Source organism: Dechloromonas denitrificans, from assembly GCF_001551835.1.
Classification (GTDB): domain Bacteria; phylum Pseudomonadota; class Gammaproteobacteria; order Burkholderiales; family Rhodocyclaceae; genus Azonexus; species Azonexus denitrificans.
This window is the reverse complement of the sequence record NZ_LODL01000035.1, coordinates 129,260-135,386: the sequence shown is the minus strand read 5'-3', so window position 1 is coordinate 135,386 and position 6,127 is coordinate 129,260. Positions and strand designations below refer to the sequence as shown.

Sequence of the window (6,127 nt, the reverse complement as noted above, 5' to 3'; positions counted from 1 at the left end):
AAGTTTCACGCGTTCATGAGTCGCCGAATAGACTGCCCTCAATAGGGCGCTTACAATGAAAAAGCCGCTGATCCGAAAGGGGCCGCGGCTTTTTCATTTGCCGGTCGCGCCATGTGCGACACAAAGGTGTGGCACATGGCTGGTGCCGTACTTAGGTTTTCGGCGCAGCCGGCTTCAGCTGGCGTTGCCGGATCTCGAATTCCTTACGCAGGTCGCGCCGGATCTGGGCGGCCTGGTGGCGGCGGAGCTCGTCGGGGGTTTGCGGGGTGAGGGCGGGGACCACGGTCGGCTGGCCTTGTTCGTCTACGGCTACCATCGTGAAGAAGCAGCTATTGGCGTGGCGGATCACTTGCGCCCGGATGTCCTCGGTGAGGACTTTGACGCCGACTTCCATCGAGGTATTGCCGGTGTAGTTGATCGAGGCCAGGAAGGTGACCAGTTCGCCGACGTGGATGGGTTGGCGGAACATGACCTGGTCGACGGACAGGGTGACGACATACTGGCTGGCGTAGCGGCTGGCGCAGGCGTAGGCGACCTGGTCGAGCAGCTTGAGGATGGTGCCGCCATGGACATTGCCGGAGAAGTTGGCCATGTCCGGCGTCATCAGGACGGTCATGGCGAGTTGATGTTTGGGGAGGTGCATGCGTCAATTTCCTATTGGTGTGGCGAAGGCAGTATAGCCATGCGTTCCCCAAAAAATAACAGCCCGCAGAAGCGAATTCTGCGGGCTGTATTACGGGCGAGGCCGGATTCTCAGGCGGGGGCCGAGGTCCGGATCAGGTGGTCAAAGGCGGCGAGCGAGGCGGTGGCGCCGGCGCCCATGGCGATGATGATCTGCTTGTAGGGCACAGTTGTGCAGTCGCCGGCGGCGAAGACGCCGGGTACGTCGGTCTGGCCCTTGGCATCGATTTCGATTTCGCCGCGGTTGGACAGGCCGACCGTGCCTTTGAGCCAGTCCGTGTTGGGTAGCAGGCCGATCTGTACGAAGATGCCTTCGAGATCGATGCGCTTCACTTCGTCGGTGTCGCGATCCTTATAGATCAGCCCGTTGACTTTCTCGCCGTTGCCGGTGACTTCGGTCGATAGCGCTTTGACGATGACCGTCACGTTGGGCAGGCTGTGCAGTTTTTTCTGCAGCACGGCGTCGGCGCGTAGCTGGCCGTCGAATTCAAGCAGCGTGACATGGCCGACGATGCCGGCGAGGTCGATCGCCGCTTCGACCCCGGAGTTGCCGCCGCCGATGACCGCCACGCGCTTGCCCTTGAACAGTGGGCCGTCGCAGTGCGGGCAGTAGGCGACGCCTTTGCCGCGGTATTCCTGCTCGCCGGGCACGTTCATTTCGCGCCAGCGGGCGCCGGTGGAGAGGATGACGGATTTGCTTTTCACCGAGGCACCATTTTCGAGCTTGATCTCGATGAGGTCGCCGGGGATCAGTTGTGTGGCGCGTTGCAGGTTCATCACGTCGACGTCGTAATCCTTGACGTGTTCTTCGAGGCCCATGGCCAGTTTCGGGCCATCGGTGGCCTTGACTGAAATGAAGTTCTCGATCGCCAGCGTGTCCATGACCTGGCCGCCGAAGCGCTCGGCCAGCAGACCGGTGCGGATGCCCTTGCGGGCAGCGTAGATGGCGGCTGCAGCGCCGGCCGGGCCGCCGCCGACGACGAGCACGTCGTAGGCTTCCTTGGCATTGATCTTTTCGGCGTCGCGGGCGGCGGCGCCAGTGTCGAGCTTGGCGATGATTTCCTCGATGCTCATCCGGCCGGCGCCGAATTCGGCGTCACCCTGGAAAACGGTCGGCACGGCCATGATCTTGCGGCGCTCGACTTCACCCTGGAACATGCCGCCGTCGATCATGGTGCTGGTCACGTTGGGGTTGAGCACGGCCATCAGGTTGAGCGCCTGCACAACATCCGGGCAGTTGTGGCAGGACAGCGAGATGAAAGTCTCGAAATTGAAACTGCCGGGCAGGGCCTTGATCTGCTCGATCACGGCGGCATCGACCTTGGGCGGGTGGCCGCCGGTTTGCAGCAGGGCGAGGACCAGCGAGGTGAATTCGTGACCCATAGGGATGCCGGCAAAGGTGATGCGCGGCGCTTCACCGGGCTGGCCGATGGCGAAGGAGGGGCGCAAGGTGGCGTTGCCGTTTTCGCGCAGGCTGACTTTGCTGGAAAGGGCAGTTATGTCGACCAGCAGGCCGCGCATTTCCTGCGCCTTGGCACTGTCGTCAAGCGAGGCGACGAGTTCGATCGGGCGTTGCAGTTTTTCGAGGTAGGCCTTGAGTTGAGCCTTGATGTTGGCGTCGAGCATGATGTTTTCCTTGTGCTGAATTTCACTGATTTGCCCTGGCCATCGAATATCGGCCAGTCCTGCGGTCGACCGCAGCAAATCGCTGAAATCCAGCCACGCCCGAGTGGGCGCGGCGGAATTCCTGGCAAACGGCGGGTTTAGATCTTGCCCACCAGGTCCAGCGACGGTGCCAGAGTGGCATCACCTTCGTGCCACTTGGCCGGGCAGACTTCGTTCGGGTGGGCGGCGGTGTACTGAGCGGCCTGCAGCTTGCGCAGGGTCTCGGAAATGTCACGGGCTATTTCGTTGGAGTGGATTTCGACGGTCTTGATCACGCCATCCGGGTTGATCACGAAGGTGCCGCGCAGGGCCAGGCCTTCGGAGTCGATATGCACGTCGAAAGCGCGGGTCAGCTGGTGGGTCGGGTCGCCGATCAGTGGGAACTGGGCCTTGCCGACGGCCGGCGAGGTTTCGTGCCAGACCTTGTGCGAGAAGTGGGTGTCGGTAGTGACGATGTACACCTCGGTGCCAGCCTTCTGGAATGCGGCGTAGTTGTTGGCGGCATCCTCGATTTCGGTCGGGCAGTTGAAGGTGAAGGCGGCCGGCATGAAGATCACGACGGACCACTTGCCCTTCAGGCTGGCTTCAGTGACTTCGATGAACTTGCCGTTGTGGAAAGCCTGGGCCTTGAATGGTTGAACTTGGGTGTTGATGAGGGACATTGTTTTCTCCTGAGTGGGTGTTGGAAATTGAACACAACGCCATATTAGGAGCGACGCGTCGATTGGGCTAATTGATTGCTTAAATATCGGGTATAGAAATTTGCTATCGACGGCCGCCTGGCTTGATAGTTGGCTTGTGGCGGGCTATGACGTAGATAGAAAGTACTAGTTCTGGCTGCTATTGGTAGTAGGTTGATTCGGTCAGCGGTATGAAGTTGACTCATATCAATTGCTTGCTTTTCTAGATCGGGAAGATACGGTCCCGTATCGGTTTGTGGCCGATGTAATTTTGGAGGTAGGGCCGGATGAACATATCCAGTGCCATTTTGCATGTTGCACCCATACGTCTCGAAGAGGTCTGTGTGGCGTTGCAGAAAATGCCGGGGGTCGAGATTCATGCTCAAAGCCCGGAAGGAAAGCTTGTCGTCACTATTGAAGATAGTGATACGAATTCGGCTGCCGACAGTTACGCGGCCATGCATGGTATCCCCGGCGTCGCATCGGTAGCCATGGTTTATCAATATAGCGACGATGAATCAGATAAATCAGATACCGAGGAGGTAGAGGCGTGAAACTCAATCGACGGGATTTCATCAAGGCCAACGCAGTTGCCGCGGCCATATCAGCGGCCGGAATGCCTGGAGCCAGTGCGGTCGCCGCCACCGGCAAGGACGAAATTCGCTGGGACAAGGCTCCTTGCCGCTTTTGCGGCACCGGTTGCAGCGTGCTGGTCGGCACCCAGGGCGGCCAAGTGGTCGCCACTCAGGGCGACCCGGATGCGCCGGTCAATCGCGGCCTGAACTGCATCAAGGGTTATTTCCTTTCCAAGATCATGTACGGCAAGGATCGTCTGACCTCGCCGATGCTGCGCATGAAGGATGGCAAGTACGACAAGAACGGCGAGTTCACGCCGATCTCCTGGAAGCAGGCCTTCGACATCATGGAAGAAAAGGCCAAGGCGACGCTCAAGGCCAAGGGCCCGAACGGTCTGGCCATGTTTGGTTCCGGTCAGTGGACAGTGTGGGAAGGCTATGCCGCCTCCAAGCTGATGAAGGCTGGCTTCCGCACCAACAACCTCGATCCCAATGCGCGTCACTGTATGGCCTCGGCAGTTGCAGGCTTCATGCGCACTTTCGGTATCGACGAGCCGATGGGCTGCTACGACGATATCGAGCATGCCGATGCCTTCGTGCTGTGGGGTTCGAACATGGCGGAAATGCATCCGATCCTGTGGACCCGCATCACCGACCGCAAGCTGTCGAACAAGGGGGTCAAGGTCGCCGTAATGTCGACCTACGAGCACCGCTCCTATGAGCTGGCCGACATCCCGATGATCTTCACGCCGCAGACCGATCTGGCGATCCTCAACTATGTCGCCAACTACATCATCCAGAACGGCAAGGTCAATCAGGCCTTCATCGACAAGAACATCAATTTCAAGAAGAGCGCGACCGACATCGGCTACGGCCTGCGTCCGACGCATGCTTTGGAAAAAGATGCGACCAGCAACGGTTATCCTGGAGCCGACGGCAAGCCGAAGGGCGACACCGGCAAGTCCGACCCGATTACCTTCGACGAGTACAAGAAGTTCGTTTCCGAATACACCGTCGAGAAGGTTTCCAAGCTGTCCGGCGTGCCTGAGAAGGACCTGAAGGCACTGGCCGAACTGTATGCCGACCCGAAGATCAAGGTCGTCTCGTTCTGGACCATGGGCTTCAATCAGCATACCCGTGGCACTTGGGCCAACAACCTCGTCTATAACATCCACCTGCTGACCGGCAAGATCTCCGAGCCGGGCAATAGCCCGTTCTCGCTGACCGGCCAGCCGTCCGCCTGCGGTACGGCGCGCGAAGTCGGTACCTTCTCGCATCGCCTACCGGCCGACATGGTTGTCACCAACCCGGAACACCGCAAGCACACCGAAGAACTGTGGGGTCTGCCGGAAGGCACGATTCCCGACAAGATCGGTTTCCACGCCGTGGCCATGCAGCGCGCTCTGAAGGATGGCAAGGTCAATTTCTACTGGCAGCAGTGCAACAACAACATGCAGGCCGGGCCGAACATCAACGAGGAAATGTTCCCGGGCTGGCGTAACCCGGCCAACTTCATCGTTGTTTCCGACCCGTACCCGACCGTTTCCTGTATGGCGGCCGACCTGATCCTGCCGACCGCGATGTGGGTCGAGAAGGAAGGGGCCTTTGGCAATGCCGAGCGTCGTACCCAGTTCTGGCGCCAGCAGGTCCGTGCTCCAGGCGAGGCTCGTTCCGACTTGTGGCAGCTGATGGAGTTCTCCAAGCGCTTCAAGATGGAAGAGGTTTGGCCTGCCGAATTGCTGGCCAAGGCACCGAAGCTCAAGGGCAAGACCCTGTTCGACGCGCTGTACGCGAACGGCGTGGTCAACAAGTTCCCGGCCAAGGAAACCCAGCCCGGCTTCGACAACGATGAAGCCAAGCATTTCGGTTTCTATCCGCAGAAGGGCTTGTTCGAAGAATATGCCGCCTTTGGTCGTGGTCACGGTCATGACCTGGCCCCATTCGAAACCTACCACCAGGCGCGTGGTCTGCGCTGGCCGGTGGTTGGCGGCAAGGAAACGTTGTGGCGCTTCCGCGAAGGCTATGACCCGTACGTCAAGAAGGGCGAGGGTGTGAAGTTCTACGGCCATAAGGACGGCAAGGCGGTCATTTTCGCACTGCCGTATCAGCCGCCTGCCGAGTCGCCGGACAAAGAATACGACCTCTGGCTGTGTACCGGTCGTGTGCTGGAGCACTGGCATACCGGTTCGATGACCCGGCGTGTGCCAGAGCTCTACAAGGCCTTCCCCGATGCCGTGCTGTTCATGCATCCGGATGATGCCAAGGCGCGCGGTTTGCAGCGCGGCATGGAGGTCAAGGTGGCTTCGCGGCGCGGTGAAATCCAGTTGCGCGTCGAAACCCGTGGTCGCAACAAGCCGCCGCGTGGCTTGGTCTTCGTTCCCTTCTTCGATGCCGGTCGCCTGATCAATAAGCTGACGCTGGACGCGACTTGCCCGATTTCCAAGGAAACGGATTACAAGAAGTGCGCCGTCAAGGTTATCAAGGCCTGATCGCCATCGCGCCCACCCATAACGAAAAAGCGGCCGG

The 6,127-nt window shown here is 59.7% G+C and carries 5 protein-coding genes; 2 read left to right on the top strand and 3 right to left on the bottom strand.

The annotated features are described in order from the left end of the window. Positions 1-151: 151 nt before the first annotated feature. The 3 genes from AT959_RS15400 to ahpC form a co-directional block, all read right to left on the bottom strand. Positions 152-643 carry an acyl-CoA thioesterase gene (locus AT959_RS15400; protein WP_066884831.1) on the bottom strand — a complete coding sequence of 164 codons (492 nt, stop codon included), beginning with the start codon at positions 641-643 and terminating at the stop codon, positions 152-154. Between the two features lie 110 nt (positions 644-753). Continuing rightward, entirely contained in the window at positions 754-2,307 is a 1,554-nt protein-coding gene (ahpF, locus tag AT959_RS15395) for an alkyl hydroperoxide reductase subunit F (RefSeq protein ID WP_066884828.1), read from the bottom strand. Between the two features lie 137 nt (positions 2,308-2,444). Beyond that, positions 2,445-3,008: an alkyl hydroperoxide reductase subunit C gene (ahpC, locus tag AT959_RS15390; RefSeq protein WP_066884825.1), complete on the bottom strand. Its 564-nt coding sequence runs from the start codon at positions 3,006-3,008 to the stop codon at positions 2,445-2,447. A gap of 305 nt (positions 3,009-3,313) precedes the next feature. On the opposite strand from ahpC, the gene AT959_RS15385 reads away from it, so the two are divergent. Beyond that, positions 3,314-3,580, top strand: a complete 267-nt coding sequence (locus AT959_RS15385; protein ID WP_066884822.1) for a chaperone NapD — start codon at positions 3,314-3,316, stop codon at positions 3,578-3,580. After that, a complete protein-coding gene (napA, locus tag AT959_RS15380) occupies positions 3,577-6,090 on the top strand; it encodes a nitrate reductase catalytic subunit NapA (protein WP_066884819.1) in 2,514 nt (837 codons plus the stop codon). The genes AT959_RS15385 and napA overlap by 4 nt, the downstream gene beginning before the upstream one ends. Positions 6,091-6,127: the final 37 nt, after the last annotated feature.

What these genes read in the sequence shown, in the direction of transcription:
- ahpF (WP_066884828.1), bottom strand. Translation starts at nt 2,307, where the DNA reads ATGCTCGACGCCAACATCAAGGCTCAACTCAAGGCCTACCTCGAAAAA.
- AT959_RS15400 (WP_066884831.1), bottom strand. Translation starts at nt 643, where the DNA reads ATGCACCTCCCCAAACATCAACTCGCCATGACCGTCCTGATGACGCCG.
- ahpC (WP_066884825.1), bottom strand. Translation starts at nt 3,008, where the DNA reads ATGTCCCTCATCAACACCCAAGTTCAACCATTCAAGGCCCAGGCTTTC.
- AT959_RS15385 (WP_066884822.1), top strand. Translation starts at nt 3,314, where the DNA reads ATGAACATATCCAGTGCCATTTTGCATGTTGCACCCATACGTCTCGAA.